General features: G+C 70.5%; 23 protein-coding genes. 12 read left to right on the forward strand and 11 right to left on the reverse strand.

Features of this window, described 5'->3' with window-relative positions:
* Nucleotides 1-70: 70 nt before the first annotated feature.
* Together LG334_RS04860 and LG334_RS04865 are read right to left on the reverse strand one after the other, a co-directional pair.
* Nucleotides 71-892 carry a crotonase/enoyl-CoA hydratase family protein gene (locus tag LG334_RS04860; RefSeq protein WP_404383836.1) on the reverse strand — a complete coding sequence of 274 codons (822 nt, stop codon included), beginning with the start codon at nucleotides 890-892 and terminating at the stop codon, nucleotides 71-73.
* A gap of 68 nt (nucleotides 893-960) precedes the next feature.
* Entirely contained in the window at nucleotides 961-1,797 is an 837-nt protein-coding gene (locus LG334_RS04865) for an alpha/beta fold hydrolase (RefSeq protein ID WP_404383838.1), read from the reverse strand.
* 129 nt (nucleotides 1,798-1,926) lie between these two features.
* Here LG334_RS04865 and LG334_RS04870 point away from each other — a divergent pair, with 129 nt between their 5' ends.
* The 3 genes from LG334_RS04870 (at nucleotide 1,927) to LG334_RS04880 (ending at nucleotide 4,529) form a co-directional block, all read left to right on the forward strand.
* Nucleotides 1,927-2,682 carry an SHOCT domain-containing protein gene (locus LG334_RS04870; protein WP_404383840.1) on the forward strand — a complete coding sequence of 252 codons (756 nt, stop codon included), beginning with the start codon at nucleotides 1,927-1,929 and terminating at the stop codon, nucleotides 2,680-2,682.
* Nucleotides 2,683-2,850: 168 nt separating this feature from the next.
* Nucleotides 2,851-3,810 (forward strand): tyrosine-type recombinase/integrase, encoded by a 960-nt coding sequence (locus tag LG334_RS04875; protein ID WP_404383842.1) that lies wholly within the window; start codon nucleotides 2,851-2,853, stop codon nucleotides 3,808-3,810.
* 134 nt (nucleotides 3,811-3,944) lie between these two features.
* Complete coding sequence (locus tag LG334_RS04880) at nucleotides 3,945-4,529, forward strand: tetratricopeptide repeat protein (protein WP_404383844.1); 585 nt, start codon at nucleotides 3,945-3,947, stop codon at nucleotides 4,527-4,529.
* A gap of 9 nt (nucleotides 4,530-4,538) precedes the next feature.
* Here the strand turns inward: LG334_RS04880 and LG334_RS04885 are convergent, their stop codons facing one another.
* From LG334_RS04885 to LG334_RS04905, 5 genes are all read right to left on the reverse strand, one after another.
* A complete protein-coding gene (locus LG334_RS04885; RefSeq protein ID WP_404383846.1) occupies nucleotides 4,539-7,850 on the reverse strand; it encodes a PAS domain S-box protein in 3,312 nt (1,103 codons plus the stop codon).
* A gap of 73 nt (nucleotides 7,851-7,923) precedes the next feature.
* Nucleotides 7,924-9,360 (reverse strand): CHASE domain-containing protein, encoded by a 1,437-nt coding sequence (locus LG334_RS04890; RefSeq protein ID WP_404383848.1) that lies wholly within the window; start codon nucleotides 9,358-9,360, stop codon nucleotides 7,924-7,926.
* Between the two features lie 127 nt (nucleotides 9,361-9,487).
* Nucleotides 9,488-10,054 carry a winged helix DNA-binding protein gene (locus LG334_RS04895; RefSeq protein WP_404383850.1) on the reverse strand — a complete coding sequence of 189 codons (567 nt, stop codon included), beginning with the start codon at nucleotides 10,052-10,054 and terminating at the stop codon, nucleotides 9,488-9,490.
* Between the two features lie 31 nt (nucleotides 10,055-10,085).
* Nucleotides 10,086-10,739 carry a VOC family protein gene (locus LG334_RS04900; RefSeq protein WP_404383852.1) on the reverse strand — a complete coding sequence of 218 codons (654 nt, stop codon included), beginning with the start codon at nucleotides 10,737-10,739 and terminating at the stop codon, nucleotides 10,086-10,088.
* Between the two features lie 11 nt (nucleotides 10,740-10,750).
* On the reverse strand, nucleotides 10,751-14,404 hold the full coding sequence (locus LG334_RS04905) for a hydantoinase B/oxoprolinase family protein (protein WP_404383854.1): 3,654 nt from the start codon (nucleotides 14,402-14,404) through the stop codon (nucleotides 10,751-10,753).
* 216 nt (nucleotides 14,405-14,620) lie between these two features.
* On the opposite strand from LG334_RS04905, the gene LG334_RS04910 reads away from it, so the two are divergent.
* The 7 genes from LG334_RS04910 to LG334_RS04940 all read left to right on the forward strand — a co-directional run bounded on the left by LG334_RS04910 (nucleotide 14,621) and on the right by LG334_RS04940 (nucleotide 20,077).
* Nucleotides 14,621-15,613, forward strand: coding sequence for a TRAP transporter substrate-binding protein (locus LG334_RS04910; RefSeq protein WP_404383856.1), 993 nt, complete (start codon nucleotides 14,621-14,623; stop codon nucleotides 15,611-15,613).
* A gap of 85 nt (nucleotides 15,614-15,698) precedes the next feature.
* The gene (locus LG334_RS04915; protein ID WP_404383858.1) at nucleotides 15,699-16,298 is read left to right on the forward strand and encodes a TRAP transporter small permease; all 600 of its coding nucleotides are present in this window, start codon (nucleotides 15,699-15,701) and stop codon (nucleotides 16,296-16,298) included.
* A gap of 7 nt (nucleotides 16,299-16,305) precedes the next feature.
* Nucleotides 16,306-17,607, forward strand: coding sequence for a TRAP transporter large permease (locus LG334_RS04920; protein WP_404383860.1), 1,302 nt, complete (start codon nucleotides 16,306-16,308; stop codon nucleotides 17,605-17,607).
* Between the two features lie 118 nt (nucleotides 17,608-17,725).
* Nucleotides 17,726-18,646 (forward strand): hypothetical protein, encoded by a 921-nt coding sequence (locus tag LG334_RS04925; RefSeq protein WP_404383862.1) that lies wholly within the window; start codon nucleotides 17,726-17,728, stop codon nucleotides 18,644-18,646.
* Between the two features lie 74 nt (nucleotides 18,647-18,720).
* The gene (locus LG334_RS04930) at nucleotides 18,721-19,191 is read left to right on the forward strand and encodes a c-type cytochrome (protein WP_404383864.1); all 471 of its coding nucleotides are present in this window, start codon (nucleotides 18,721-18,723) and stop codon (nucleotides 19,189-19,191) included.
* Nucleotides 19,192-19,484: 293 nt separating this feature from the next.
* A complete protein-coding gene (locus LG334_RS04935) occupies nucleotides 19,485-19,682 on the forward strand; it encodes a hypothetical protein (protein ID WP_152415224.1) in 198 nt (65 codons plus the stop codon).
* 185 nt (nucleotides 19,683-19,867) lie between these two features.
* Nucleotides 19,868-20,077, forward strand: a complete 210-nt coding sequence (locus LG334_RS04940) for a hypothetical protein (protein WP_404383866.1) — start codon at nucleotides 19,868-19,870, stop codon at nucleotides 20,075-20,077.
* Between the two features lie 103 nt (nucleotides 20,078-20,180).
* On the opposite strand, the gene cydB is transcribed toward LG334_RS04940, so the two are convergent.
* The 4 genes from cydB to LG334_RS04960 all read right to left on the reverse strand — a co-directional run bounded on the left by cydB (nucleotide 20,181) and on the right by LG334_RS04960 (nucleotide 24,992).
* Nucleotides 20,181-21,242, reverse strand: coding sequence for a cytochrome d ubiquinol oxidase subunit II (gene cydB, locus LG334_RS04945; RefSeq protein ID WP_404383868.1), 1,062 nt, complete (start codon nucleotides 21,240-21,242; stop codon nucleotides 20,181-20,183).
* Nucleotides 21,239-22,681 (reverse strand): cytochrome ubiquinol oxidase subunit I, encoded by a 1,443-nt coding sequence (locus LG334_RS04950; RefSeq protein ID WP_404383870.1) that lies wholly within the window; start codon nucleotides 22,679-22,681, stop codon nucleotides 21,239-21,241. The genes cydB and LG334_RS04950 overlap by 4 nt, the downstream gene beginning before the upstream one ends.
* 96 nt (nucleotides 22,682-22,777) lie before the next feature.
* Nucleotides 22,778-23,518, reverse strand: a complete 741-nt coding sequence (locus LG334_RS04955) for a potassium channel family protein (protein ID WP_404383872.1) — start codon at nucleotides 23,516-23,518, stop codon at nucleotides 22,778-22,780.
* A gap of 4 nt (nucleotides 23,519-23,522) precedes the next feature.
* On the reverse strand, nucleotides 23,523-24,992 hold the full coding sequence (locus LG334_RS04960) for a TrkH family potassium uptake protein (RefSeq protein WP_404383874.1): 1,470 nt from the start codon (nucleotides 24,990-24,992) through the stop codon (nucleotides 23,523-23,525).
* 172 nt (nucleotides 24,993-25,164) lie between these two features.
* Here LG334_RS04960 and LG334_RS04965 point away from each other — a divergent pair, with 172 nt between their 5' ends.
* Both LG334_RS04965 and gmhB read left to right on the forward strand, forming a co-directional pair.
* Nucleotides 25,165-25,650, forward strand: coding sequence for a hypothetical protein (locus LG334_RS04965; RefSeq protein WP_404383876.1), 486 nt, complete (start codon nucleotides 25,165-25,167; stop codon nucleotides 25,648-25,650).
* 5 nt (nucleotides 25,651-25,655) lie between these two features.
* Nucleotides 25,656-26,201, forward strand: a complete 546-nt coding sequence (gene gmhB / locus LG334_RS04970; protein WP_404383878.1) for a D-glycero-beta-D-manno-heptose 1,7-bisphosphate 7-phosphatase — start codon at nucleotides 25,656-25,658, stop codon at nucleotides 26,199-26,201.
* Nucleotides 26,202-26,273 lie beyond the last annotated feature (72 nt).

The raw sequence follows: 26,273 nt of genomic DNA on the forward strand, positions 1-26,273 counted from the left end.
CGCTTGGAGCCGAAGGCGTGCGCGGAAGCGCGCACACCGCGGCGCCGATGATTGCAATCATCGACTCGTATCAGTCCCCCCGGAAGCTTGGCGCGCGCTTTTCCAGGATGGCCGCCACGGCCTCGTCGTGGTCGGCGGTGTGGTGGGCGGTGCCCTGGAAGGCCGCCGACATCTCCAACAGCGTGTCCAGGCGCGTGTGCTGGCCTTCGCGCATCAGGCGCTTGGTCATGCGCAGGGCGTGCGGCGGGTTGACGGCGATGCGATCGGCCAGGGCGCGCGCCGCCGGCAGAAGCTCGGGCGCCGGCACCACGCGCGAGACCAGGCCCCACGCCAGGGCCGTTCGCGCATCCACCGGATCGCCGGTGAAGGCCATCTCGGCGGCGCGCGAGGCTCCGACGGCGCGCGGCAGCAGCCATGCCCCGCCGTCGCCCGGAATGATGCCCACCTTCACGAAGTTCTCGGCGAACACCGCTTCCTCGGCGGCGATGCGGATGTCGCACATCAGCGTCAGGTCGCATCCCGCGCCGTAGGCCGGGCCGTTGACGGCGGCGATGGTCGGCACGTCCAGGTCGTACAGCGCGCGGGGAATGCGCTGGATGCCGCGCCGGTAGTTCTCGCGGATGCGCGCCGGCGAGCCCCCGAAGGTGCCCTGTTTGTCGCGCATGTGCTTGACGTTGCCGCCCGAGCTGAAGGCCTTGCCGGCGCCGGTGATGATGACGCAGCGCACGCTCTCGTCCACCCGGATGCGGTCGCAGGCGGCGACGAAGGCGTCCACCAGCGCCACGTCGGTGATGGCGTTGCGCGTCTCCGGCTGGTTCAGCGTCAGGGTGACGACGGCACCGTCCTGGGCGTAGAGGACGGGGTCGGTGTCGGGCGTCTCGGGCGTGTTCACGCAAGGTCTCCTGGGTTGACGAAAGGCGGCCGCCAGCATAGGCCGCCGCCGCTGCGCGGGCCAAGCGGTCACGGTTCGTCGGCGCGATGAACCTCGGCGATCAGGGCGTTCAACTCCTCGGCAAGGACGTCGGGGTGGTCCTCGGGCGTGAAGTGCTTGCCGCCGGGGATGTGGCGCAGCGGCGCGTCCAGGTCGCGGGCCAGACGCTCGCCGTAGGCCAGTTTCTGGAACTGGTCGTCATCGCCCCACACCACCCGCGCCGGCACCTTCAGCGTCGGAAGCCGGTCCGCGACGGCCTTGGTGTCCTCCACGTTCAGGGCCTTCATCTGGCGCACGAAAGCCGCCGCGCCGTCGTGTTCATGATAGTGCGGCCAATGCGCCTCCAGCGCCGCTCGGGCGGCCTCGTCGTCATCGTGGCCGCGCTTGTAGAACATGGCGAGCATGGGCTTGAGCATGCCGTCGGGTACGTGCTCCAGCGCCCCGCCCATGGCGCGCATGCTCTTGACGCTGGGAATGGGCCAGCTGTCGTAGCAGATGGAGTTGGTCAGCAGCAGCCCGGCGCAGGCTTCGGGGCGGCGGACGGCGGCGATCTGCGCCACGCCGCCGCCCAGGTCGTGACCGCAAAGGATGGCCCGGCCGATGGCCAGTTCGTCCATCCAGTCCAGCAGGTAGCCGGCCTGCGCGGCGACGGAGATGTCGCGGTCGCGCCCGGCGTCCATGGACCCGCCGTAGCCGACCATCTCCCAGGCCAGGCAGCGGCCGCCGGTGACGCGCGGCATGACCTCGCGCCACAGAGCCGGGCCGGTGGGGATGCCGTGGATCATCACCACCGGCAGGCCGTCGCCGGCGCCGTCCTCCAGCCAGCGCATGGGAATGCCGTCGACGGCGATGGTCTTGGTCTGCATGGCGCGTGCCTCCGATTGACTTTCCCGCTTCAACGAAGGGCCGGGCCGCCGCGTTCTTGAGGACGTCGAGGCGGCACCCGTTCCTTCCATCCCATCCACTCCAGACAGCGAGGCCGGATCATGCAGGACATGCGGGACCTTACCCCGGACGGCCGCCGGGCGGTGGCCGAGGCCGCCGACCGCCACGGCGTCAGCCAGGACGCGGCGGCCGCCGCGTTGCGGGCGCTGGCGGCCGGGCAGGGCACGCTGGCCCAGTTCAGCCACCCCGAACTGGGGGGCATGGTGCAGTGGGCCCAGGGCGGCATGGTGATGATCGGGGACATGTTCAACAATGCGCTCAAGGCCCGCGTCGACGCCCTGTGCCAGGACCTGTCGGCGCGCCTGCGCGCCGCGACCCTGGTGGAGCCGCCGGCCTGGAGCGTCGCGACGGGCGGTGCGGGCGGTGCGGGCGGCGGGTGGTGGCGGCAGGAACTGGGCCAGCCGTCCTCCGCCGGATCGCAGAACGATCTGCGCTACGCCCTGTTCCCGGCGCACCGGCGCCTGGCCGTGGAGCGCGGCGGCCGGGTGACGGTCTACGACACGGGCGACCACGTCATCACCGGCTTCGGCCAGCAGCAGGGCGGCGGCGGCGGCTCGGCCACCTTCACCAGCCAGCACGGCACGGTGCGGCTGGAGGATCTGCCGGTGGTCTCCGGCGGCGCTGGCGGCGATGGCCGCAGTGTCGGCGCGGCCCCCGAGCCGGTGCGCCGGACAGAGGCCGCCCCGGCGTCCGGCGACGAAGACATCTTCGCCAAGATCGAGCGCTTGGCGGACCTCAAGGCCAAGGGCATCCTCAGCGAGCAGGAGTTCCAGGCCAAGAAGGCAGAGTTGCTCAAGCGCCTCTAGCGCCATGCCGGCGTCCGGCGTCCGGCGTCCGGCCCGAGGACCCTTTCGCGGCGGCAGGTGCGACGGGCAGCGTTCAGCAGTATAAACTTCAAGTATGTTTTATTTTGCGTCTTACCATTGTAAGGGGTGGTCGGATACCGTTTCCAGTCCACCGAGGTGAGGCCGCCAATGACCTTCGAAGACGCCTGCCGCGCCTTCCTCGCCTACTGCCGCGCTGTGAAGGGCCTGTCGGACCACACGCTGCGCGCCTATCAGCAGGACTTGGCGGAGGCCCGCGCCTTCTGCGGCCCGGATGCGGCGGTGGGATGGTGGACGCGCGCGACCATCCGCGACTATGTGGCTCACCTTGGCTCGGCGCGGGGCCTGAGGGCGGCGACCGTGAAGCGCCGGCTGGCCTGCCTGAAGGCGCTGTTCCGCTGGCTGGAAGCCGACGAGGTGGTCGACGTTTCCCCCTTCCACCGCGCGCCGGTGACCGTGCGCCTGCCGTGCCGGCTGCCGCGCGACCTGTCGCGGGCGGAGGTGCGCCAGCTTCTCGACAGTCCGCGCTGCCGCCTGCTGGGGCGGGCCGATTTCGGGCGCATGACGGTGCGGCTCGCCATCCTGCTCATGCTGTCCACCGGCGTGCGGGTGGGGGAACTTGCGGCGGTGCGGCTGCCCGACATCCGCCTGGCCGACGGCGTCATCCGCATCCACGGCAAGGGCAGTCGCGAACGCCGGGTGTTCGTCACCGACGCCGGCGTGCGCAAGCTTCTGGAGCGTTACATCGCCTTTCGCGACCGGCGCAGCGTGATGACGGACGTGCTTCTGGTGGACGACCACGGCCACGGCCTGGCGCCGCAGGGCATTCGCCAGCGGTTGCGGGCGGCGGCCCAGGCGGCGGGGATGGATCGGCGGGTGACGCCCCACATGCTGCGCCACACGGCGGCGACGCAACTGCTGGAGGCCGGCGTGGACATCCGCTTCGTGCAGAAGCTGCTGGGCCACCAGAGCATCGCCACCACCCAGATCTACACCCAGGTCAGCGACGTCAGCCTTCAGCGCGTGGTGGCCGAGGCCGGGCACCTGCGCCGCCTGACGGTACGGGGTCGGCGGGGTGCGGCGTCCGAGGAGACGCCGGCAGCGGAGTAGGATCAGCCCGTCGCGCGGTCCCGAGGACGCGATGATGTCCGCCGCCGGCGGCGCGTCTGCGCCCAAGGTGCCATGGACGGCAGCGGCGCGGCGGGCGTAGCGTGGTCGGCTCCCCCTTTGCCGGAGCCCGCGCCATGCGCCCTTGCCTCACCCTGCCGCTGATCGCCTTGATGCTGGCCGCCGCCCCCGGTCTGGCGGACGATTTCGCCGCCGAGGACACCGCCAGCCGTCAGGCGGTGGCGGGCCTTGAGGCCTATGCCGCCTACAAGATGGGCGACTACGACACCGCCCGGTCGCTGTGGGAGGCCCTGGCGGCCAAGGGTAACACGACGGCCATGGTCAATCTCGCCAACCTGTTCGAGCAGGGCCAAGGCACCCCCGCCGACCGCGCCGCCGCGCTGGAATGGACGCGACGGGCGGCGGAGGCGGGCGATACGCGCGCCATGGTGTCGCTGGGTGTCGCGCACGAAGGCGGGGCGTCCGGTCTGCCGCGCGACCTGGAGGCGGCGGAACGCTGGTTCCGCAAGGCCGCCGAGACGGGCGATGCGGACGCGCACTTCAACCTGGGCGTCCTGTTGCTCACCAACCGGGGGCAGGGGCTTGAGACCACGCCGCCCGACCAGCGCCGCGCCGCCGCCCGTCATCTGCGCGCCGCCGCCGAAGCGGGCCACGCCGAGGCTCGCCCGATGCTGAAGATTGCGGAGAAGGGCGCGGACTGAGCGGCGTTCTCAGCCCGAGGCGTCGGCGTCCTCGGGCGCCATGACGACCGCGAGCGCCGCCATGGTGCGCGTGTGGAGGTCGCGGGCGCGCGGCAGCGTCTGGCGCACCGCGTCGGCATCGCCGCACTGGGCGTCGGACTCCATCTCGCTGAACAGGGCATGCACCGGCGTCAGCCCCAAAACGCCCGCCGCGCCCTTCAGCGCATGGGCCTCCTCGGCGGCGGCATCGGTGTCGCCGGCATCGAGCGCCGCTTCCAGCGCGTCCAGCCGGGGCGGCGTGGTGTCGCGGAACAGCTCCACCAGCCCGCGCACGGCCGTCGGCCCCAGTTCGTTCCACTGCCGCACCACCAGCGATCCCGGCGGCACCAGCGTCGGGTCCGGAGCCGGAGTGCCGCGGGCGGACGAGGCCGCCGGCACCGCTGCGTCCGGCCCGGCCTCCTCCGCCGACGCGGCCGCCGGCGGCATGGCGGCGTCGGCAGCGGCGGCCCGCTCGCGCAAAAGGTCGGTGATGACGCGCTTGAGCAGGTCCAGCTTGAAGGGCTTGCCGAGGACGGCATCGGCCCCCGCCTCGCGGGCGGCGCGCTGGCTGGCGTCGGTGACGTCGGCCGACAGAACGACGATGGGCACCCCGGCGCGCTCCGACTCGGGCAGGGCCCGGATGCGGCGGATGGCCTCGGTGCCGTCGATGCCCGGCATGTGCAGGTCCATGAGCACCACGTCATGCGACCCTTCCGCCGCCGCCGCGACGCCGTCCAGGCCGCTGTCCACCGCCTTGACCTTGTGGCCGTCACGGCGCAGAAGCTCGGCCGCCAGCATGCGGTTGACCTTCTCGTCCTCCACCAGCAGCACCCGCAGCGCAGCGCCGCCCGCATCGGCCGGACGCCAGGCCGGGGCGGCGCCGGGACGTTCCGGCGGGCGGGGGGAGGCGGCGGCGTCCTCGGCGTCGGCCAGGTCCAGGTTGAACCAGAAGGTGGAGCCTTCGCCGGGCGTGGTCTCGAAGCCGATGCGCCCGCCCATGGCCTCCACCAGGCCCTTGCAGATGGCGAGGCCCAGCCCCGCTCCGCCGTGGGCGCGCGAGCGCGAGGCATCGCCGACGGCGAACTGTTCGAACAGCTTTTCCTTTGTGGCGGGCGGGATGCCCGGGCCGCTGTCGTCGACGGCGAATTGCACCCGCAGGCCGCCTTCCGGGGCCGCGCCGACAGGCCGCAGCCGCAGCCGGATGCTGCCGCGCCCGGTGACCTTCACGGCGTTGGACAACAGGTGGAACAGAACCTGCTTGATGCGTGCCGGATCGCCGACCAGTCGCTCCGGCACGCCGTCGGACACGGCCACATCCAGCGCCAGCCCCTTGGCGATGGCCGACGGCCGCATCAGTTCCGCCAGGGCGTCGAGCAGGGCGCGGGGATCGAAGGTCTCGGCGGCGACGGTGACCGAGCCGGACTCGATGCGGCTCAGGTCCATCACGTCGTCCACCAGCCGCACCAGGCTGTCGCCCGACCGCTGGATGGTTTCGACGTAACCGGCCTGCGTCTTGGACAGGCGCGTGCCGCCAAGAAGCTGCACCATGCCCAGGATGCCGTTCATGGGGGTGCGGATCTCGTGGCTCATCACCGCCAGGAAGTCCGACTTGGCGCGCGCCACGGCCTCGGCCTGGGCCTTGGCGCTGGCGAGCATTTCCTGCGCGCGGTGGCGGCTGGTGATGTCGGTGGCGGTGCACATGGCGGCATCCTCGCCCTCGTACTCCACGGCGACACCGGCGATCACCGCCCACCGTTCCGACCCGTCGGGGGCGTTGCGTATCCGGACCTCGTGGTTGTCCAGGCGGCGGTGACGGCGCAGGATGCCGATGGCGCGGTCGAAGTCCTCGGGGTCGTGGAAGAAGCCCACCGACCCCAGCCCGACCGCGTGCTCCGGCGCCACGTCCAGCAGGGCGGCGGCCTCGGGATTGATGTGCAGGATGCGGCCGTCGGACAGCCGCCCGACCATCATGGGCAGCGGCACCGCCTCCACCAGCCGGCGCAGGCCGTCCATGCCGGCCTTGAGCGCCTCGGCGGCGCGCTTGCGGGCGTCGATGTCGATGAAGCCCGACAGGATCGCCGGCTGGCCCTGGTACGACACCATGGCCGCCGACAGCTCCACCCAAAGCCGCCGGCCGTCGCGGGTGCGCAGTTCCGCGTCCATGCCGGGCACGCGGCCATCGCGGCGCAGGGTGTCCAGCAGGCGGTGGCGGTCGCCGGGATCGACATAGAAGTCCCGCGCCTCCACCCGCGGCAATTCTTCCTCCGCCACGCCGAACAGGGCCAGCGCCCGGCGGTTGGCGGCAAGCGGCCGGCCTTCTTCCGAGACCACCGTCATGGGCACCGGCGCGGCGTCGAAAATGCGGCGCAGGGTTTCCTCGCTTTCGCGGACGGCGGCTTCGGCGCGGATGTAGTCGGTGATGTCCTGGTCGATGCCGAACAGGCGCGTCACCCGTCCGTCGGGCCCGAACTCGCGGTAGCCCTTGGAGAACACATGGCGGACCGAGCCGTCGTCGCGGATGATGCGGAAGACGCGCTCGCGCTCCTTCCAGCTCTGGTCCTGGGCGTCGGAGAGCACGTCGGGCAAATCGTCGGGGTGGACGCGCGACAGGAAGGCGTCCAGTCCGCGCGTCACGCCGGGCTCCGCCGGGTCCAGGCCGAAAATGCGCTCCAGCTCGCGCGACCACTGGGCCTCGTCGGTGGCGGGATAAAAGTCGTAGCAGCCGATGTGGGCGAGGTGCTCGATCTCGCGCAGCAGCCGGGTGTTGCGCTCCATCTCGCGGGACTGGCGGCGCAGGGCATCGTCGGCGGCACGGCGGGCGCTGCCGTCGCGCAGGGACAGGACGGCGCCGCCCCTGCCGTCCGCGGCCGCCGCCAGTTCCAGGACGAGCGCCCGCCCGTCGGCCGTGCGCCCCCGCACCTCGCGCACCCCGTTGCGCGCGGTGCCCAGGCCCGCCGCCGGGGTGCCTTCGGCGGCCTCGGGCAGCAGGTGGGCGAGCGGCGTTCCGGCGGACAGGCGGCGGCCGAACAGGGTCTCGGCGGTGGCGTTGGCGGCGGTGAGGCGGCCGTCGGCGTCGACGGCCAGCACCGCGTCGGGCTGGCCGTCCAGCAGCCGCCGCTGCCGCCGGCCGAGACGGGCCGCGTTGATCGCCGCCACAACCAGTAGACCGCCGCCGGCGCCGGCCAAGGCGGCCGCGCCCATGGCCTGCGGCGTCCACTCCAGGGGCGCCACGGCCAACGCGGCGCCGCCGGCGGCCAGCAGGGCCGCGGCAACCGCCGTCAGGGCGTCGGGAAGGCGGGTCATGATGACAGGGTCCTTGGAAGACGGGCGGCGCCATGATCGGGGAATGATGATACCACGCGCGGCACTTCCACCACTAGGCGACGGCCGCCGGCGGAGCGGCGCGGCCGGGCGGGGCTTCTTCCGCCGGGCCGCCGGGAAGCCGTGCCAGGGCGCGCTCCAGGGTGTCGACGATGCCGCCGTCCTCGCGGCGCAGGCGGGTGACCGCGATGTCGATGCGCGGCACCACCGTCTGGTCACGCCACGGCACCCCCGTCAGGTCAATGTGATGGATCAGCCGCCGCCCCGCCACGGCGGCGTCCAGCGGCTCGGTTTCCGGCAGCAGCACGGCGAAGACGTCGGGGGAGACGCGGGCCACGGTGTCGATCATGCGCAGCGATCCCCGTGCCTGGGCCGCCACGGCGCGGCGCACGGCGGCGGCGGCGCCGGCGCCGTGGCGGGCGTCCAGGGCGTCGGCGTCGGTCAGGCGGATCGCCAGGACCGTGAGCTGGTGGCCGAAGCGGCGGCAGCGGGCCATCTCGGCGGCGCCCGCGTCCTCGAAGCGTCGGCGGTTGTCGACGCCGGTTTCCAGGTCGACCGTGGCGGTGCGGCGCAGGGCGGTTTCCACCCGGCGGCGCTCCTCGGCCCGGGCCGTCAGCAGCCGGGCCAGCACTCCCGCTGTCACCACCAGGGCGAGGGCAAGGGCGCGGACGATCCACAGCACGGCGCCGCCGCCCGACCAGCCGCCTGCGGGCAAGGCGGCCAACTGCCATGTGCCCTGACCGGCGAGCAAGACGTCCAGCAGCACCGGATCGCTGCGGAAGACCTCGGCATCGCCGAAGAACAGGTCGCCGGCCGCGCCCGTGGCGTCACGCCCGCGCAGGGCGACGCGCAGGGGCAACTCGGGATCGAGCAGGCCGGCATCGCGCCACAGCCCGCGGGAGTCCATGGCCATGGACACCAGCCCGACGAAGGGGCCGCTGGCGGGAGGGGCGTCCGATGGCGACAGGAACACCGGCATGCGCCCGATCAGCCCTTCGCCGCCCTGGATGAGCGGCACGGGCCCGGCGACCACCACGTCGCGGGCGTCGATGGCGCGCAGCACCGCGTCCCGCTGCTCCGGCAGCGCCGCAATGTTGATGCCGATGGTGGCGGCGTTGGGCTCCTTGGGATAGGCGTAGGCCAGCGTCGTGCCGCGCGCGAACGCAAGGTTGCGGATCTGCGGGCCGTCGGTGATCAGGGCGCGGGCGAGGCGGGTGAACTCGGCCTCGCTGGTTTCGGGATAGTGGGACATGTGCGCCGTCAGGCCGCGCAGCAGCAGGACGTTGCGGTTGACGACCTGCTCCAGCCGCGCGCGCAGCGTTGCGGCGCGATCCAGCACGGCGGCGTGCTCCGCGGCCTCGGTGGAGGCCGCGACCAGCCGCTCCACGCCCAGGAGCGCAAGCGCCGTCAGCGCCATGGCCAGGGCGGCGGCCACCCATGGGCGCCGGCGCTGCGGCCCGCGGGCCGGCGCGGCGCTGTTCACGCTGTCCATGGCGAGCGGCCCCCCAATGCCGTGCTGCACCCGTGACGTCAGGACTTCATGCTAGCCGGGACCAAAGGGTTCGGCAACGGGCGGAACGGAATAGCCGCAATAAGACAAGGGTCTGAGGCGGAGGGCGCTACAGCACCGTCGCCGCCCGCGCCGCCTGGCCGTAGAGGCCGGACAGGGCGCGGAGCTTGCCGGCCAGGTCGCCGATGTCCTTGGGGTCCAGGCCCATGCTTTCGAAGGTGGTCACCAGGCAGTCCTCGCGCACGTGGCGGTAGCCGCTGCACACCCAGGCGCCGCGCCCGGTCGTGGTGAACCATACTTCCTTGCCGCGCTTGGTGCGCTCCACCAGTTCCATCTTCTCAAGCTTTTTCAGGGAATAGCTGACGGTGTGGGTGTCTTCCACGTTCAGGGTGAAGCAGATGTCGGCCAGGCGCTTTTCCCTCTTCTTGTGGTTGCAGGTGTGCAGCACCAGGACGTCCAGCGCGTTCACGTCCTCCAGCCCGACGGCCTGCATGCAGCGGACCATCCAGCGGGAAAAGGCGTGGAAGCTGACGATCAGGCCGAACTCGAACTCCGACAACTCGGCCGCCCGCTCGCTGACCAGATGTTCCGACGAAACGATGCGGCGCGGCTTGGGCGGCGCGGTCGGGTCGTCCGGGCCGGCCGTCGCGGCGTCGTCCTTGTGCTGGTTGCTCATGATCTCTCCCCTTGCTGTCTGGCGGCTGCGGTCAGCTGTCGATGATGACGGTGCGGCCGCGCGGCGTGCGGATATCGGCCACCAGGCCCGGCGCGTCGTCCGGCGTCACCACCACGGCGGCAGGGCCGGCGACGAACTCCAGGGCCGTCAGGCCATCGCGGATGCGCTCGGGCGACGGGTGGCGGAGCGTCAGGCGCTCCAGCCGGCAGCCGCTTTCGGCCAGGCCGTCGGCCGGGTGAAGGTCCTGCGGCCACTGGATGAGCAGCGGCAGCACCCCGCCCGCCGGCGGCGCGCCGTCCGGCCGCACCGTGATGCGCCACTCCAGGTCGCCCCGGCTCATGGGCTCGACCACGCCCATGCCCCCGTGCCCCTGGGCGAGGGTCGCGTCGATGTCGTTGCTGCGCGCGATCCAGGCCAGCAGGCGCGGGCGCTCTGCCAGCCGCGCCTGGACCGCCGGATCATCCAGGCCGAACCAGCGGCGGCGGTCGGGCGCCGGGGCGTCCGGGTCGATGGCGATGACCTCCAGGTACAGGCGCTGGCCCAGCTTCAGAAGCCGGTTGTGCGTGCCCATGCGGGGGTGCGCGCCGCCGCCGGACAGAGGCACGCCAAGGCGGTCCTCCACCCAGCGGATGCCGTCCTCAAGCGAAGCGGCGCCGATGGCGATGTGGTCCAGGCGGAGCGTCATGCGCGGTCCCCTCAGGCCGTGCCGAAGCCGCCGCCGCCGGGCGTTTCCACCACGATGACGTCGCCGGGGTGCATCTCCGTCTGGTCGGTGGAGCCCAGTTCCTCGACCGAACCGTCGCGGCGCTCCACCGCCGTGCGGCCGACGGCGCCGGGCTCGCCGCCCGCCATGCCGTAGGGGGCGATGCGGCGGTGGTTGGACAGGATGGCGGCCGTCATGCCCTCCAGGAAGCGCAGCCGGCGCACGGTGCCGTCGCCGCCCCTGTGCCTGCCCGCACCACCGGAGCCCCGGCGGATGGCGAAGCTTTCCAGCAGCACCGGGAAGCGCCACTCCAGCACCTCCGGGTCCGTCAGGCGGCTGTTGGTCATGTGGGTGTGGACCGCCGAGCAGCCGTCGTGGTCCGGCCCGGCGCCGGCACCGCCGCAGATGGTTTCGTAGTACTGGTAGGTCTCGTTGCCGAAGGTGAGGTTGTTCATGGTGCCCTGGCTCGCACCCATCACCCGCAGTGCGCCATACAGCGTGTCCACGACCACCTGGCTGGTCTCCACGTTGCCGGCGACCACGGCGGCCGGGTAGACCGGGTTGAGCATGGAGGCTTCGGGGATAATCAGCTCGATGGGCTTCAGGCACCCCTCGTTCATGGGGATGTCGTCGTCGACCAGCGTGCGGAAGACGTACAGCACGGCGGCCCGGCACACGGAGGACGGCGCATTGAAGTTGTTGGGGCGCTGGTCGGACGTGCCCGTGAAATCGACCGTGGCGCGGCGGTTTTCCGTGTCGACGGAGATGCTGACCTTGATGACCGAGCCGTCGTCCATCTCGTAGGAGAAATCGCCGCTCTTGAGGTTGCCGATGACGCGGCGCACGCTTTCCTCGGCGTTGTCCTGGACGTGGCCCATGTAGGCCTTCACGACATCCAGCCCGAAGTGCTCCACCATCTTGCGGAGTTCCTGGCCGCCCTTCTCGTTGGCGGCCACCTGGGCACGCAGGTCGGCGACGTTCTGGTGCGGGTTGCGGGCGGGATAGGTGCCGGACGACAGGACCTTGACGATCTCGTCTTCCAGGAAGCGCCCGTCCTCCACCAGTTTCAGGTTGTCGAGCAGCACGCCTTCCTCGTCCACGGTGGTCGAGTCGGGCGGCATGGAGCCCGGCGTGATGCCGCCGATGTCGGCCTGGTGGCCGCGGCTGGCGACGTAGAACAGGATTTCCGACCCCGCCTCGTCGAACACCGGCGTGATGACGGTGACGTCGGGCAGGTGGGTGCCGCCGTTGTACGGCGCGTTCAGCACGTAGACGTCGCCGGGCTTCAGCTCATGCCCGTTCTCGCGGATGACGGTGCGCACGGATTCGCCCATGGAGCCCAGATGGACGGGCATGTGCGGCGCGTTGGCGACCAGATTGCCGCCCGCGTCGAAGATGGCGCAGGAGAAATCCAGCCGCTCCTTGATGTTCACGGAATACGCCGTGTTGGCAAGCGTGGCGCCCATTTGCTCGGCGATGGACATGAACAGGTTGTTGAAAATCTCCAGCATCACGGGATCGGCGGTGGTGCCGATGGAGACGCGCGAGGGCCGGGCCTCCACGCGGTTGAGCACCAGGTGATTGCGCGTGTTCAGTTCCGCCGCCCAGCCGGGTTCCAGAACGGTGGTGGCGGTGCTTTCGATGACGATGGCCGGGCCCTTCACCGTGTCGCCGGGGAACAGGCGCTCGCGGTCGTAGACGGGCGCGTCGTGCCATTCCCCGCCGGAGTAGAGCTTCACCGTCTCTGCCGGTTCGGGCGTCTCCGGCGCGTCGGCGGGGCGCTCGATGAACGGGTCTTCCGCCTGTTCCGTGGCGCCGACGGCCTCCACGCTGCACGCCTCGACGATGAAGCCGCGGCCCTGGATGACGAAGCCGAACTGCTGACGGTGGGTTTCCTCGAAGGCGGCGATGAGGCCGGCCTTGTCGGCGGCCTCCACCACGATGGGGGTGTCGGTGCCCTCGTAGCGCAGGTGGACGCGGCGGATGCCGGTGATCTGGCTGTCCTTCACGCCTTGCGCGTGCAGTTCCTTGCGCGCCTCGGCCTCAAGCTCGTGGTGGGTGCCGTCGATATCGGCCATGGCGGCGTCCGACAGCTTCACCTCCAGCGACCGTTCCCGCATGGCCCGCAGGTCCGCCAGCCCCATGCCGTAGGCCGACAGGACGCCGGCGTAGGGGTGGATGAAGACCGAGTTCATGCCGAGCGTGTCCGCGACAAGGCAGGCATGCTGCCCGCCGGCGCCGCCGAAGCACGCCAGCGTGTACTCGGAGACGTCGTAGCCGCGCTGGACGGAAATCTTCTTGATGGCGTTCGCCATGTTTTCGACCGCGATCTTAAGGAAGCCCTCCGCGACCTCCTCGGGCGTGCGGTCCTGGCCGAGCTTGTCCTTGATCTCGGCGGCCAGGGCGGTGAACTTCTCGCGCACCACGGCGGCGTCGAGCGGCTCGTCGGCGGATGCGCCGAAGACCTTGGGGAAGAAGGCGGGCTGGATCTTGCCCAGCATGACGTTGCAGTCCGTCACCGCCAGCGGCCCGCCCCGGCGATAGCAGGCGGGGCCCGGGTTGGCGCCCGCGCTGTCCGGCCCCACGCGGAAGCGGCTGCCGTCGAAGAACAGCACCGAGCCGCCGCCGGCCGCGACCGTGTGAATGCTCATCATCGGCGCGCGGATGCGGGCTCCGGCCACCACCGACTCGAAGCTGCGCTCATAGGCGCCGTCGTAGTGGGACACGTCGGTGGATGTGCCGCCCATGTCGAAGCCGATGATCCGCTCGAAGCCGCCCATGGCGCAGGTCCGCACCATGCCGACCACGCCGCCGGCAGGTCCCGACAGGATGGCGTCCTTGCCCTGGAACAGCCGCGCGTCGGTCAGCCCGCCGTTGGACTGCATGAACATCAGCCGGGTGTCGCCCAGGTCGCCGGCCACCTGGTCCACGTAGCGGCGCAGGATGGGCGAGAGGTAGGCATCCACCACCGTGGTGTCGCCGCGCCCGACCAGCTTCATCAGCGGGCTCGCCTCGTGGCTGACGGAGACCTGCGTGAAGCCGATGCGCCGCGCCAGGTCGGCGACCTGCTTCTCGTGGCTGGTGTAGCGGTAGCCGTGCATGAAGACGACGGCGCAGGCGCGGATGCCGCTGTCATATGCGGCCTGCATGGCCGACTCGGCCTGCTCCAGGTCCAGCGGCGTTTCCACCGTGCCGTCGGCGCGTACCCGCTCGTCGATCTCGGCCACTTGTTCGAACAGCATGTCGGGCAGGATGATGTTGCGGTCGAACAGGCGCGGGCGGGCCTGATAGCCGATCCGCAAGGCATCGGCGAAGCCCCTGGTGGTGACCAGCAGGGTGCGGTCGCCCTTGCGCTCCAGCAGCGCATTGGTGGCGACGGTCGTGCCCATCTTCACCGCTTCCACGTCGTCGGCGGGGATGGAGTCGTCCTTGCCCACGCCCAGCAGGTCGCGGATGCCCTTCAGGGCGGCGTCCTTGTACTGCTCGGGGTTCTCCGACAGCACCTTGTGGGTCATCACCGCCCCGTCGGGCGCGCGGGCGACGATGTCGGTGAAGGTGCCGCCACGATCGATCCAGAACTGCCAGGATCCCGTGGCTTTCTGCGCGGGTGCGGCGGTGGACGGAGAGGGGCCGGACGCGGCGGACATGGGCGGTTGCTCCTGCTCTTTGGCGGCAAAATATCTACAAGATCGTCAGAAAACGTGGACATTTTGTCAACGTTTTCTCAGAATGACCCCGGCACGAAAGAGTCGAAGCGGCAGGCCGGCGCGGTCGCAACAAGCGTACGCCGGTCGCCGCTGCATCGCCCATGGCGGCTGAAATGTTTCGACCCTGTATCGTCATCAGAACGGGAGGCAGAAAAAATGTGGAGTGCTTTCACCAAGGCGAAGACCCTGACGGCGGCCGTCGCCGTGACCGCCGCCCTGGGGGCCGCGCCGGCGCTGGCCGCAAGCTGGGACATGCCGACGCCCTACCCGGACAACAACTTCCACACCATGAACATCCAGCAGTTCGCCGATGACGTGAAGGAAGCCACGGGCGGCGACCTGACCATCAACGTTCACCCGGCGGGCTCGCTCATCAAGCACCCCGAGATCAAGTCCAGCGTGCGCTCGGGCATCGTGCCCATCGGCGAGTTCCTGCTGTCCTCGGCGTCCAACGACAGCCCGCTGTACGGCGTCGACAGTGTGCCGTTCCTGGCGACCGACTACGAGCAGTCCAAGAAGCTGTGGGAGGCCAGCAAGCCCGAGATCGAGGCGCTGCTGAAGGAGCAGGGCATGATGCCCCTGTTCAGCGTGCCGTGGCCGCCGCAGGGCATCTACACCAAGAAGCCCATCGACGATATGTCGGACCTGACCGGCATGAAGTTCCGCGCCTACAACCCGGCGACCGAGCGCATCGCCGTGCTGGCGGGCGCGGTGCCGACGCAGGTGGAGGTGCCGGACCTGCCGCAGGCCTTCGCCACGGGCCGCGTGGACGCCATGATCACCTCGCCGTCGACGGGTGCGAACTCCAAGGCGTGGGACTACGTCAACCACTACTATGACACCAAGGCCTGGCTGCCGAAGAACATCGTGGTGGTCAGCGAAAAGGCATTCCGCCGCCTGGACGAGTCCACCCAGGACGCCCTCATGAAGGCCGCCGCCGCCGCCGAGGAGCGCGGCTGGGAGATGAGCCGGAAGGAAACCGCCGAGAAGACCAAGATGCTGTCCGACAACGGCATGACGGTCGAGGAGCCGAGCCAGGACCTGCTCTCGGGCTTCGGCGACATCGGCGTCAGCATGGCCGACGAATGGGCCGCCAGCGCCGGCGAGGCCGGCGAGAAGGTGCTGGAAGCCTACCGCTCCAGCCTGTAAGGCCCGCTGAACACCCCGGCCGTCGCGGGCGCGGCGGCCGGGTTTTCCCGACACGACGGTTCCACGTTTCCAAGGACACCGGCCCATGCGGAAGGCCCTCGACACCCTGTACGCCGGCAGCGGCGCGCTGGCGGCGCTGTTCCTGGTGTTCATCTGCGTCATCGTGCTGCTGCAGGTGGGCGCCAACGCCATCGGCAAGGTGGCGGAGTGGATCACCGGCACGCCGCTCGGCATCGTGGTGCCGTCATACGCCGACTTCACCGGCTATTTCCTGGCCGCCAGCAGCTTTCTCGCGCTGGCCTACACCCTGCGCCACGGCGGGCACATCCGCGTCAGCCTGCTCATCCAGGGCGCCGGGCCGCGGGCGCGGTGGGTGGTGGAACTGTGGTGCCTGAGCCTGGGTGCCGTCGCCGCCGGCTACTTCGCCTGGTGGGCCGTCAACCTGGTGATGGAAAGCCTGCAGTACGGCGACGTCTCGGCCGGCATGGTGCCGGTGCCGCTTTGGATGCCGCAAAGCAGCATGGCGCTCGGACTGGTGATCCTGTGCATCGCCATGGTCGACGACCTGGTCCGCACCCTGCGCGGCGGCATGCCCTCCTACGAGCACACCAGCGCCGACCTCGCCGACAGTTTCGAGGATGCGCCGACCGACGAAATGAACGCCTCCAAGCCGCCGAGGGGATGACACCGCCATGACCGACGTTTTCCTCTCGCTGTTCCTCGTCGTCGCGCTGTTCGGCCTGCTGGGGTCGGGCGTCTGGGTGGCGCTGTCGCTGCTCGGGGTCGGCTGGTTGAGCCTGTCCATGTTCACCGGCGCGCCGGTGGGGCAGGTGCTGGCGACCACCGGCTGGGGCTCGGCCAATTCGTGGGCGCTGGCGGCGCTGCCGCTGTTCATCTGGATGGGCGAAATCCTGTTCCGCTCCCGCCTGTCGGAGGACATGTTTGCCGGTCTCGCGCCCTGGATGGGGCGGCTGCCGGGGCGCCTGCTTCACGTCAACGTCATCGGCTGCGGCATCTTCGCCGCCGTGTCGGGGTCGTCGGCCGCGACGGCGGCGACCATCGGCAAGATGTCGATCCCCGAACTTCAGAAGCGCGGCTACGACCCGATGATGACCATCGGCACGCTGGCCGGGTCGGGCACCCTGGGGCTGCTCATTCCGCCGTCGATCATCCTGATTGTCTATGGCGTCGCCACCGAGGAGAGCATCGCGCGGCTGTTCGTCGCCGGTGTCCTGCCGGGCGTGCTGCTGGTGGGCCTTTTCATGGGCTTCATCATGGTGTGGTCGCTGTTCAACCGGGGCAAGGCGCCGACCGACGACCCCCGCCTGCCGTTCATGGAGAAGATGCGCCGCACCGCGGGCCTGCTGCCCGTGGTGGCGCTCATTGCCGGCGTGATCGGCTCCATCTACGCCGGCATCGCGTCGCCGACCGACGCCGCCGCCGTGGGCGTGGCGCTGGCGCTGGTGATCGCGTGGGCTGGCGGCTCGCTGTCGTGGCAGAGCTTCAAGGACGGCCTCATGGGGGCGACGCGCACCTCGTGCATGATCGCCTTTATCCTGGCGGGGGCGCATTTCCTGACCGTCGCCATGGGCTTCACCGGCATCCCGCGCGACCTGGCGGGTTGGATCGCCGGCCTGGGCCTGTCCAAGTACGAGTTGCTGGCCGCCCTGACGGTGTTCTTCGTCGTGCTGGGCTGCTTCCTGGACGGCATTTCCGTGGTGGTGCTGACGACCGCCGTGGTCATGCCCATGGTGGAGCAGGCGGGCATCGACCGCATCTGGTTCGGCATCTATCTGGTGCTGGTGGTGGAAATGAGCCAGATCACCCCGCCCGTCGGCTTCAACCTGTTCGTCCTGCAGGGGCTGACGGGCAAGAACATCCTCTATGTCGCCAAGGCGGCCCTGCCGTTCTTCCTCATGCTTGGCCTGGCGGTGGTGCTGATCACGCTGATCCCGGAAATCGCCACCTACCTGCCGGGAGCGATGCTGGGGTGAGGGCGGGCTGGCTGAGCCGTGCCCAGGGGGCCGCCGCCCCCCGATTCCCCTGCTCGGGACGCGCAGCGCCCACCGTGCGAGGACGGCGCGCGGCGGAAGCGCTCGCCGCCGACCGCCCATGACCGCGTTCCTCGTCCGCCACTCCCGCTGGTTCCTGTTCCTGAGCGTTTTTGCCGGGCTGATCCTGCCGGACCTGGCGCACGCGCTGCGGCCGTTGCTGCCGCCGGCGGTGGCGGTGCTGCTGATTCTGGCGATGCTGCGCATGGACTGGGCGGCGGTGCTGGGCACCTTCCGCCGGCCCGCCCGCGTCGCACTGGTGCTGGCGTGGGTGCTGGTCGGCGCGCCGGTGGTCATGGCGGCGGTGGTGAGCGTGCTGGACCTGTCGGCGGGCCTGAGCGCCGCGCTCATTCTCATGGCGGCCTCGGCGCCCATCATGTCGTCGCCGGCGCTGGCGATGCTGCTGGGGCTGGAGGGGTCGCTGGCGCTGGTGGTGGTGGTGGCGGCGACGCTGCTCACGCCTCTGTCCGCGCCCTATGCCGCCGAGCTTCTGGCGCACCTGCCGCTGGACATCGCGCCGTGGGAGCTGATGCTGCGGCTGGCGGGGCTGGTGGCGGTCAGCGTCGGCGGGGCGGTCCTTCTGCGCCGCCTGCTGGGGCGGGCGCGGCTGGAGCGGCACGGGCAGGCCATCGACGCCGGATCTGTGCTGTTCCTGGTGCTGTTCGCCATCGCCATCATGGACGGCGTCACGGCGGAGCTTGTGGCGAATCCGGGCCGGACGGTGCTTATCATCCTGGGCGCCTTTGCCGCCAACCTGGGGCTCCAGGCGGCGGGCGCGGCGCTGTTCTGGTGGATGGGACGGCGCGCGGCGCTGACCGTTGGGCTGGTCAGCGGCAACTGCAACATGGCGCTTCTGCTGGCGGTTCTGCCCGCCGGGGTACACCCGGACGTGCCCCTGTACTTCGCGCTGGGCCAGTTTCCCATCTACATCCTGCCGGCGGTGCTGACGCCCCTTTACCAGCGCCTTCGGGCGGCGGCTTGACCTTCCAGCGGGGGAAGGCTTCACCCATATGGTCCGTCAGACGCCACGCGCCCCAGATGCCCCGGAGACCCGCCATGCCCGCACGTTCCCCCGCCCGGCTTGCAAAGGCCGTCCTGATCGGAGCCGTCCTCGCGGGCGGTGCTGCCTATGGCGGGTGGTTGCTCAGCGGCGGCGGCGGCGGTCCCAAAGCGGACCCGACCGACGCCGCACTGGTGGCCGAGGGGCGGAAGGTCTATGCCGAGCATTGCGCCGCCTGCCACGGCCTGGCGCTGGAGGGGGAGCCGGACTGGCGCAGCCGCAATCCAGACGGCACGCTGCCGGCCCCGCCCCACGACGAGACCGGCCACACCTGGCACCATCCCGACGAGCAACTGTTCGACATCACAAAGTACGGCGTGGAGCCCTTCGCGCCCGAGGGCTATGTCAGCAACATGCCGGCGTACGAGGATGTTTTGACGGATCGGGAAATCTGGGCGGCGCTGGCCTACATCAAGTCGCGTTGGCCCAAGGACGTAATCCAAAAGCAGCAGGCGCGAAATCCCTGAGGTTCCGGGCGTATGCGACTGTTTTTTCGCACGTTCGTTCTTCCTGAATTTTTCTTCAACAGTGTTGGAACGATCCCGTCGCTTCCGTGTTTATATACCCGTACCGTGGATAGGGTCGCCCCCACGGTGCGCGCGCGGGCGTCACGCCGCCGGTCGGTCCAGGGAGGTGCCGGTGGTCCGCGCGTCACGAACAAACAACCAGGGCGTCATAAAAGGGTCCCGGTTCGTCGCTATTTTGGCGACAACCGGTATAGGGAAGGCCCCAAAACCAAGTCTCGGGAGGACGCAACGCCGTGAGTGGGCTTTACAGGAAGGCGGGTGTGGAACCGCCGCTGCACGAATTGATGACCGACGAGGTTACCCTTGCGGTCATGCGTCGCGATCGCCTGTCGCCCGACGTGGTGTGGGCGCATGTGGAAAGGGCGCGGGCCGGCCTGCGTGACCGCGAGCTTCTGATCCAGGAGCTGCCGCCCCTGCGCAAATGCGCCTGACGTTCGACCTCGGTCCAAGGAAGACCGGGCCGGCGCGTGATCGCCGGCCCGGTTTTCTTTTGCCGGTGTGCCACTGGATTGAGGATCAGTCTTGCGGTTGAACGTCAACGCCAAGCGGATGTACCATGCTCCCGTGCCCTGGCCGAAGGGGGTAGGGCCTCACCCGTCCTTGTGAGTGTCGACCGATGACCGAAACCTGGATGTTCATTGCGGGCCTTGCGCTGCTGCTGGTGCTGCTGCCCGTCGCCATCATGGGCGCGCGCGAGAACCGCCGCCAGGCGCGCCAAAGCCGCCTGGACCAAGCATACTCCCGCGCGCAGCGCGTTCGCTATGCCGGCACCGGAGAGCAGGGCCGGCCCTACTCCGTCTACACCGACCGGGTGAACCAGCTCTGACCCGCGCCTGCGGGCGCGGTGCGCGAGCCGCCCGGCCCGAGCGCTATGCGGCGCGGTGGCCGCAATTTTCGCTAAAACCGGCGTTACCCGAGTCGCGCGCTTTCTAGTAATGCGCGTCGCCGGAGACCTTGCCGCGGAACACCCAGTAGGACCACGCGGTATAGCCGATGGTCACCGGCACCAGCACGCCCAAGCCCACCAGCACGAACTTCTGCGCCGAGGGCGCGGCGGCGGCCGTGTAGATGCTGATGTCGGGCGGAATGACATAAGGCCACAGCGTCAGCGCCAGTCCGGCATAGGAACACAGGAACAGGCCCATCGTCGCCAGGAAGGGTACGGACTCCCAACTCTTCAGGAACAGCGGCCCGGGGCGGACGGGCGTGCGCCGTGCGTGAATCCGCCGCTGCGCGTACCACAGGACACCCAGGCACAGAAGGCCCAGCAGGGGCCACGGCGCCACGAACAGGCTGCCGGGCCAGGAGAACCAGCGCGCCGTGATCCACGGGTGCAGGAAGGGCGTCCAGACGCTGACCGCCACGGCGACCGCCAGCACGCCGACCGTCAGCGGGCGCAGCAGGCTCCAGGCCCAGTCATGGGTGACGCCTTCGGTCTTCATCAGCGTCCAGCCGGCGCCCAGCAGCGCATAGCCGAGCACCAGCCCGACGCCGCAGAGCAGCGGGAAGGGCGCGGCCCAGGCCATGCCGTCGCCGGCGTACTGGCCGTTCTCCACCGGCACGCCGCCGATGAAGGTGCCCAGCACCACGCCCTGGGCAAAGGTCGCCGCCAGCGACCCGCCGAAGAAGCCGGCCGACCACCAGCCCTTCGACGGCCCGCCCTGGGCGCGGAACTCGAAGCACACGCCCCGGAAGATCAGGCCGATCAGCATGACCATCAGCGGCACGTAGAAGGCCGCCAGAAGCACGGCATAGGCGATGGGGAAGGCCGCCAGCAGGGCCGTGCCGCCCAGCACCAGCCAGGTTTCGTTGCCGTCCCAGACGGGCGCGACGCTGTCCATCATCAGATCGCGGGAGTGCTCCGCCGGGGCGAACGGATAGAGGATGCCGATGCCCAGGTCGAAGCCGTCCAGAAGCACGTACATGAACACGCCGATGGCCAGGATGCCGGCGGCGATGAGGGTGAGGTCCAGGCTGAGCGCGTCGGTCATTGCGCGGTGCTCCCCGTGGTGCCGGTGGCGTTGCGCGGGCGGGCCGAGGTGACGCCCTGGCCGGCGGCCTGGGGCACGCCCGGGCCGCTGACGAGCTGTCTCGGCGGCGGGCTGATCTCGGTCGGCGGGCCCTTGATGACCAGCTTGCGGATGAACCAGATGCCGACCGGGAAGATGATGGCGTAGGCCAGGATGAACAGGGTGAAGCTGTAGGCCACGTCGCCGCCCGTCAGGCTGGGCGTCACGCCGTCGGCGGTGCGCATCAGGCCCTGGACCACCCAGGGCTGGCGGCCGTGTTCGGTGGTCACCCAGCCGGCCAGGATGGCGATGAATCCGATGGGCAGGCACCACGTCGCCGCCGTCAGGTAGGCCCGCGAGCGCCAGACCCGTCCGCCGGCCCGCATGACGTTGCCGATCACCGCCATGGCGACCATCACCAGCCCCAGCCCCACCATCAGGCGGAAGCTGTAGAAGACGTAGGGCACCGTCGGCCAGTCCTCGCGCGGAAACTGGTCCAGCCCCGCCACCGTGCCGTCCCAGGTGTGGGTGAGGATCAGGCTGCCGGCGTAGGGGATGCTGACCGCCCAGTCCATTTCCGCGTTCTCCATGTCGGGCCAGCCGAACAGGATCAGCGGCATGGGCTCGTCCGTGTTCGTATGGAAGTGGCCTTCCATGGCCGCCAGCTTGGCGGGCTGGTGCTCCTGGGTGTTCAGCCCGTGCAGGTCGCCGATGAACACCTGGAGCGGTGCCAGGACCAGCAGCAGCCACAGGGTCATGGACATCATGGTGCGGCTTTCCGCCACGGCCTCGCCCCGCCGCAGCTTCCAGGCGGAAACGGCGAGCACGCAGAACCCCGTCGTCAGCAGGGCGGCGGTGACCATGTGCGCCAGGCGGTAGGGAAAGCTGGGGTTGAACACCGCGTCCCACCAGCTGGTCACCACGAAGCGGCCGTCGTCCAGCAGCTCGTACCCGTCGGGAGTGTGCATCCACGAATTGGCCGAGAGAATCCAGAAGCTGGACGCCAGCGTGCCGAGTGCGACCATGACGGCGGCGAGGGTGAAGACCGTCGGCGGCACCCTGTTGCGGCCCAGCAGCAGCACGCCCAGGAACGTCGCCTCCAGAAAGAAGGCCGTCAGCACCTCGTAGGTCAGAAGCGGGCCCAGCACGTTCCCGGTGGCGGCCGAGAAGGCGCTCCAGTTCATGCCGAACTGGTAGGACATGACGATGCCCGACACCACGCCCATGCCGAAGGAGACGCCGAAAATCTTGATCCAGAACCGCGACAGCCGGCCCCAGACGTCGTTCTTCGTCACCTGGTGGAGGATTTCCAGCAGCGCGATGTAGACGGCCAGCCCGATGGTGAAGGCCGGAAACAGGATGTGGAAGGACACCACGAACCCGAACTGGATGCGCGACAGCAAAAGCGGGTCTAGGTCCATGGGCCATGCTCCGGATGCCGTGGATGAAGCCTCAGGCGGTGTACGCGGCGGAAGTGCGCGCCGTTCCTCATGACCGGGTTGCGCGGCAAGCGGAGGTCAATCCTCGCCCTCGCCCTTGCGCTTTCTCTTGCCCTTGCCTTTGCCCCCGCCCCCGCCCCCGCGGCCGTCCTGCCGCTCGCCCTCGCGGACGTGGTGGGCGGACCAGCGGTCGCGCAGTTCCGACAGGTGGTCGACGTGGGTGACCAGCAGGACGCGGTCGCCGGCCTGAACCTCCGAGGCCTCTTCGGCCAGTTCGAAGTCATCGCCGCGCTGGATGACGACGGGACGGGTCTTTTCCGGCAGGTCCAGGCCGGTGCAGGGGCCGGCCTCGTCCTCCGTCACCTCGAAGCTGTAGAACCGCACGCCGCCGCCGATGAAGGCCGACAGGTCGGCGTCCGCCCCCGCCACCACCAGGTCGACGACGTGCCGCGCCATGGTCTGGTCGGGGATGATGGTGTTTTCCAGACCCAGTTCCTCGCAAATGCCCAGGAAGTCGGTGTCCTGGATCTTCGGGATCACCCGCGGGAAGCCCAGCTGCCGGCCGACCAGCGCGGCCAGGATGTTGTCCTCGTCGTCGTCGGTGAGGCACAGCAGGGCGTCGGACTCCTCGGGGTTGGCCTCCCGCTGGATCATGGGCTTGGCGCCGTCGCCGTGCAGGAAGCCGACGTCCAGGTCTTCCGTCAGTTCCTCGATGCGGGCGCGGTCCTGTTCGATGATGACGATGTCGTGGCCCTTGTCCATCAGCATGCGCACGATGTTGAGGGTCAACGGCCCGGCGCCGATGCAGACCAGTCGCATGGCGTTATCCTCCCTTCCAGGTTCGGGGCGCGAGCGCAATGAGAAGCGCCAGGAACTCCACGCGCCCCAGCAGCATGCAGACGATGAGCGTCGCCTTGACGGCCGTCGGCGCCTCCAGCCCCGTCACGCCCGCCGACAGCCCGACGGTGGAGGTGGCCGAGACCACGTCGAACAGCGCCGCCATGGGGGGTGCGTCCGCCGCCAGGCAGACGCCCCAGCCCACCAGGATGGTCGCGCCGTAGAGCAGTCCGAGCAGCATCGCCGTTTGCGCCGCGCCCTCGTGCACGGGGCCGCCGTGGGTGCGCGGCTTGGACACCGCGTGGCGGGGCAGGGCGGTGGCCAGAAGCGCGCTGCGGACGATCGCCGCCAGCACCAGCACGCGCGCCACCTTCAGCCCGCCGCCGGTGGAGCCCAGGTCGGCGCCGACCATCATCTGCGCCATCATCACAAGCTGCGCCGCCGGGGCCATCTGTCCGGGGTCGAGGGTGGAATAGCCGGTGGTGGTCTGGGCGCTGGCCGACAGGAACAGCGCATGGCCGAACAGAGTCCAGTCCACCGCCCAGATACCGCCCTCGCGCCAGGCGGCCTCCAGCAGGGCGATCAGCGCCGCGCCGCCGACGATCAGCACCACCAGCGCCTGGGCCTCGCGGTCCTTCAGCAGGTGGTGCGGCCCGTCCTCGCGCAGCCGCCACCAGAACAGCAGCGACACCGCGCCCGCCAGCGCGAACACCATGATGGCGGCCCGCGCCGGCCAGTCCCACCCGGCCAGGCTGTCGCCGTGGCTGGAGAACCCGGCCGTCGACACCGCCGTCAGCCCGTGCAGCAGCGCCTCCCATACCGAGCCGGTCAGCGGCCACAGCGTGGCGATGCAGGCGACGGTCAGCGCGCCGTAGACCCACAGCACGCGCTTGGCGCGCGCCCGGGTGCCGCCGATGAAGTCGCTTTCCGACGCCTCGATCCGTCCCAGGCGCCGCGACAGGACACCCGGCCGCACCGTCAGGCTCAGCGCCAGCACCAGGATCGCCAGGCCGCCGTACCACTGCCCCCAGGCGCGGACGAACAGCAGCGCCGGGCTGCGGACGGAGGGCTCGGGGAACATGGTCAGGCCGGTCGACGTGATGGCGGACACGGCTTCGAAAATGGCGGCGTCCCAGGGCACGTCCTGCGGCTTCAACGGCCACGCCAGGGCGGCGCTGGCGGCGATGAAGCTCAGCCCGGATACCAGCAGGGCCTCGTTGCGTTGCACGTCGGAAACCGTCAGCGCGCTCCATCGCCGCCCCAGGGCCCAGAAGCCCAGAAGCAGCACGACCGGCACGGCGCAGCGCACGGCCGTCTCCCAGTCGCGCAGCAGCAGGGCGACGGGCACGGGCACGCCCGGCGCCAGCGCCAGCGACGGCGCCAGCGCGGCGAAGCACGCCGCCACCATGCGCGGCCGCACGGGCCTTGCCAGAACCGCCGCGCCCTTGCCGGCCATGTGGGGTTCGCCTTTCCGTGGTGGAGCTTCCTGTTCCCGCAACGGAAGGGAGCCTTGCACGGTTGCCGCCCGCGCCGTAAGGAGAGGGGGCGCGCTGCCCCGAAGTTGCCGCATGGGCGCGTCACGCTGGCGGCCAGGACCCTGAACCGGGAATACTGTATCGGAGGACGCCATGAAGACGCTCATCGCCGCCGCGCTGGTCGCGGCGGCCGCCATTTCCGCCGCGCCCGCCCCGGCCCTGGCGCAGGACCGGTCGGAGCAGGTGGTGGAGGACATCCTGCGGGACGTCGTTGACCGCGTGCTCGACGAGGCCCGCCGCGAGGTCGACCGCAGCACCGAGCGCCGGCCCGCGGACGACCGCCGCTGGGACGAGCTTGAGCGCGAGCGCGGCGAGGCGGCGCGGGAACTGGCCCAGCTCGACCGCGAGCACGACCGGGAGCTGCGCAAGCTTGAGGACGAACTGGACCGCAAGCTCGCCAAGGCTCGCGCCGAGTTCCGCCACGAGGTAGCCCGCGAGGACAAGCCGGAAAAGATCGCGGAAAAGCGCCGCAAGCTGGAGGAAAAAGTGGACGAGGCCTACGACAAGTTCTCGCAGAAGGTGGGCGAGGAAAACGCCCGGTACCGAGAAAAGCGCGCCAAGATCCTGGTTCGCGGGTAGGCCTTATGCCACAGGAACACTCCGCCTCCCAGCGCCCCGCCGCCTTTCTCGACCGCGACGGGGTGCTCAACGTCGACCACGGCTACGTCCACCGCTGGAGCGACTGGCAGTGGATGCCCGGCGCGCGCGAGGCCGTGAAGCTGCTGAACGACGCCGGATGGTGGGTGTTCATCGTCACCAACCAGTCGGGCATCGCGCGCGGCATGTACGGCGAGGCCGAGATGCATGCCCTGCACGAGGAAATGGCGAAGGACCTGGCGGCGATCGGCGCCCATGTGGACGCGGTCGCCTTCTGCCCCCACCACCCGGCCGGCGCGGTGGCGCCCTTCGCCACGGCCTGCGACTGCCGCAAGCCCAAGCCGGGCATGATCCTGCGGCTGCTGCGCGAGTGGCCGGTGGAACTGTCGCGCAGCTTCCTGATCGGCGACAAGCGCCGCGATCTGGAGGCCGCCGAAGCGGCCGGCATCCCCGGCCACCTCTATACGGCGGGCGACCTGGCGGGATACGTGCGCGGGCTGCTGGACCGGATGAAGCGGGAGGGGCGCCCCTAGAACCGTGCCAGCAGGTCGGCCAGAATGCCTTGAACCAACCGGATGCGGGGGCTCGACTGCACCGTGTCAGCG

This window comes from Caenispirillum salinarum, from assembly GCF_044803115.1.
Taxonomy (GTDB): domain Bacteria; phylum Pseudomonadota; class Alphaproteobacteria; order Rhodospirillales; family Rhodospirillaceae; genus Caenispirillum; species Caenispirillum salinarum_A.

What these genes read in the sequence shown, in the direction of transcription:
- LG334_RS04925 (WP_404383862.1), top strand. Translation starts at nt 17,726, where the DNA reads ATGACCGCGTTCCTCGTCCGCCACTCCCGCTGGTTCCTGTTCCTGAGC.
- LG334_RS04865 (WP_404383838.1), bottom strand. Translation starts at nt 1,797, where the DNA reads ATGCAGACCAAGACCATCGCCGTCGACGGCATTCCCATGCGCTGGCTG.
- LG334_RS04880 (WP_404383844.1), top strand. Translation starts at nt 3,945, where the DNA reads ATGCGCCCTTGCCTCACCCTGCCGCTGATCGCCTTGATGCTGGCCGCC.
- LG334_RS04920 (WP_404383860.1), top strand. Translation starts at nt 16,306, where the DNA reads ATGACCGACGTTTTCCTCTCGCTGTTCCTCGTCGTCGCGCTGTTCGGC.
- LG334_RS04940 (WP_404383866.1), top strand. Translation starts at nt 19,868, where the DNA reads ATGACCGAAACCTGGATGTTCATTGCGGGCCTTGCGCTGCTGCTGGTG.
- LG334_RS04875 (WP_404383842.1), top strand. Translation starts at nt 2,851, where the DNA reads ATGACCTTCGAAGACGCCTGCCGCGCCTTCCTCGCCTACTGCCGCGCT.
- LG334_RS04910 (WP_404383856.1), top strand. Translation starts at nt 14,621, where the DNA reads ATGTGGAGTGCTTTCACCAAGGCGAAGACCCTGACGGCGGCCGTCGCC.
- LG334_RS04895 (WP_404383850.1), bottom strand. Translation starts at nt 10,054, where the DNA reads ATGAGCAACCAGCACAAGGACGACGCCGCGACGGCCGGCCCGGACGAC.
- LG334_RS04965 (WP_404383876.1), top strand. Translation starts at nt 25,165, where the DNA reads ATGAAGACGCTCATCGCCGCCGCGCTGGTCGCGGCGGCCGCCATTTCC.
- LG334_RS04890 (WP_404383848.1), bottom strand. Translation starts at nt 9,360, where the DNA reads ATGGACAGCGTGAACAGCGCCGCGCCGGCCCGCGGGCCGCAGCGCCGG.
- LG334_RS04900 (WP_404383852.1), bottom strand. Translation starts at nt 10,739, where the DNA reads ATGACGCTCCGCCTGGACCACATCGCCATCGGCGCCGCTTCGCTTGAG.
- LG334_RS04960 (WP_404383874.1), bottom strand. Translation starts at nt 24,992, where the DNA reads ATGGCCGGCAAGGGCGCGGCGGTTCTGGCAAGGCCCGTGCGGCCGCGC.
- LG334_RS04870 (WP_404383840.1), top strand. Translation starts at nt 1,927, where the DNA reads ATGCGGGACCTTACCCCGGACGGCCGCCGGGCGGTGGCCGAGGCCGCC.
- LG334_RS04905 (WP_404383854.1), bottom strand. Translation starts at nt 14,404, where the DNA reads ATGTCCGCCGCGTCCGGCCCCTCTCCGTCCACCGCCGCACCCGCGCAG.
- cydB (WP_404383868.1), bottom strand. Translation starts at nt 21,242, where the DNA reads ATGACCGACGCGCTCAGCCTGGACCTCACCCTCATCGCCGCCGGCATC.
- LG334_RS04955 (WP_404383872.1), bottom strand. Translation starts at nt 23,518, where the DNA reads ATGCGACTGGTCTGCATCGGCGCCGGGCCGTTGACCCTCAACATCGTG.
- gmhB (WP_404383878.1), top strand. Translation starts at nt 25,656, where the DNA reads ATGCCACAGGAACACTCCGCCTCCCAGCGCCCCGCCGCCTTTCTCGAC.
- LG334_RS04950 (WP_404383870.1), bottom strand. Translation starts at nt 22,681, where the DNA reads ATGGACCTAGACCCGCTTTTGCTGTCGCGCATCCAGTTCGGGTTCGTG.
- LG334_RS04885 (WP_404383846.1), bottom strand. Translation starts at nt 7,850, where the DNA reads ATGACCCGCCTTCCCGACGCCCTGACGGCGGTTGCCGCGGCCCTGCTG.
- LG334_RS04915 (WP_404383858.1), top strand. Translation starts at nt 15,699, where the DNA reads ATGCGGAAGGCCCTCGACACCCTGTACGCCGGCAGCGGCGCGCTGGCG.
- LG334_RS04930 (WP_404383864.1), top strand. Translation starts at nt 18,721, where the DNA reads ATGCCCGCACGTTCCCCCGCCCGGCTTGCAAAGGCCGTCCTGATCGGA.